The sequence below is a fragment of the Thomasclavelia saccharogumia DSM 17460 genome (assembly GCF_000686665.1).
Taxonomy (GTDB): Bacteria; Bacillota_I; Bacilli_A; order Erysipelotrichales; family Coprobacillaceae; genus Thomasclavelia; species Thomasclavelia saccharogumia.
On the sequence record NZ_JMLH01000124.1, the window covers coordinates 1 to 2,095 of the forward strand.

Annotated in this window: 2 protein-coding genes; both read left to right on the forward strand. The window is 25.7% G+C overall.

Features of this window, described 5'->3' with window-relative positions:
- The first annotated feature begins 104 nt into the window (after positions 1-104).
- Positions 105-1,307: a tyrosine-type recombinase/integrase gene (locus tag BR82_RS0114430; RefSeq protein ID WP_027090730.1), complete on the forward strand. Its 1,203-nt coding sequence runs from the start codon at positions 105-107 to the stop codon at positions 1,305-1,307.
- A partial coding sequence (locus BR82_RS0114435; RefSeq protein ID WP_027090731.1) for a tyrosine-type recombinase/integrase occupies positions 1,300-2,095 on the forward strand: 796 nt, incomplete at its 3' end. The genes BR82_RS0114430 and BR82_RS0114435, both read left to right, overlap by 8 nt.

Sequence of the window (2,095 nt, forward strand, 5' to 3'; positions counted from 1 at the left end):
ATTATGGAAAGTAACCAGAATATATATTGATATATTAATATATTCCTCATTATTTACTTTCCATAATATTTATGGTAATTAGACTTTGAAGGAGGTGCATATTTATGCATGATAAATTATCAAAGTCTGTTTTATTACTACATGTTTTTCCAGAAATTAGTTCTTATCTGAAACATTTAAAAATTCGAAATCCACGCTTTTCAAATTATTGCATTGTATTAAAAGCTATATTAAATTTCCATGAAAACATGAACTTTAACTACATTACTTCAAATTCTCTATTTTTATTTATAAAGTCCCTTTATTTTAATGGAAAATTTGATGTAAGGAGTAAATATCTGCGAGTTATTTCTATTATTGATGACTTCTATGAATTGGATATGCATAATCAATTTAATAATCAAGCAAACAATCTTATTGATTTTTCCTTTCAATTTTTGAAAAATTGGGAACAATCACATAGTATAAATGCTGTCAGCACTATTAAATCTTATCTTTTACGTTTTCTTCTTTATCTATATTTTAATAATATTTTTTCTTTGGATAAGATTACACAAAATATCATAATCAGTTATCTTGAATTTACAAAAAAATTTCTTAAACCAGTTTCTGTTCATGATCTCATTTGTAAATTGAGACTTATATTAAAATATGCTTATGATGAAAATTGGATCGATCAAAATTATTCGTTATTGCTTTATGGAATTAAATCCTATAAAAACACACAACTTCCTGATTTTTATACAGACAGTGAAATCAGTTGTATTATCAATTCTATCAATAGAGATCATGAAGCAGGAAAACGAAAATATGCGATAGTACTTTTATGCTCATTACTCGGTATAAGAGCAGTTGATATTTCTTTATTAAAAATTAAAGATATCCATTGGAATGACAACTGTGTAATATTTGTACAAAGCAAAACATATAGAGAAGTCAAACTTTATATTCCTTATGAATTAAAACATGCAATACTAGACTATTTAAAAATACGAACAGATACATCGTCACCATATTTATTTACTCATTTACCAAAAAACGGATTAAAAAGAAAGCTTTCAAAAATGAGAATTACAGCAATAGTTCATGAAGCATTCCTAGAATCTGGAATTAATTTAAAAAATAGAAAGTCTTACTCACATGTACTAAGACACTCGTTGGCACATCAGCTAATTAATAATGGGAAAACAAACACAACAATAGCTAATATATTAGGACATGCTACATCTGAAAGTACAAAAGCTTATTCTAAAATTAGTGTTGAAACTTTGAGGTTTTTAGCTTTGGAGGTGCCGGTTTATGAATGAAATAAAGTTAAATAATATATCAAATTATGAACTTCGAAAATTTATTACCTATAAAAGATCTTTGGGATATTCATATAGTGGAGCAATATTATATCAGTTGAAGCATATTGATTGTATGATTTTAGAGTTTCAAGAATTACATCAATTATCAGATGATACAGTTCTTTCGAAAAAATGTGTAGAATATATCATTTCAAAAAAAGAAGCAAATCAAAAATATACCTATGCCAGTCTACTAAGACAATTTGGGTTATATCTCGTAAAAATGGGTAAAAAAGCATATGTTATACCAAAGAAATCGTTACCTGCAAGGAAACGGCAGTTTAATCCATATATTTTTGATAATGAAGAAATTTATAATGTAATCAGAGCAGTCGATAATTATTGTCAAAATAACCAAAATTTGAAACCATATATCAAGAAAACAATGCCATTGATTATAAGATTACTTTATTCTTGTGGATTACGCATATCTGAAACTTTGAATTTGAAAAGAGAAAATATAAATCTTACAAAAAAATATATATTTATTAAAGATGCAAAAAATAATAAATGTCGCTATGTCCCTCTAAGTGAAAGTATGTGCAAATGCTTAGAAAAATATCAAAATGAAGTATTTTTTGTGAATAAATTATATTTTCAACTTGATAATTCTAAGCCTTTGACCAAAGAAGTTGTTTATTATCATTATAAAAAAATCATAAAAAAAATTGGATATAATGAAAATCTTACCAATAAGAAAATGAGTTTGCATACATTAAGACATACTGCAGCAGTACATATGATTG

What these genes read in the sequence shown, in the direction of transcription:
- BR82_RS0114430 (WP_027090730.1), top strand. Translation starts at nt 105, where the DNA reads ATGCATGATAAATTATCAAAGTCTGTTTTATTACTACATGTTTTTCCA.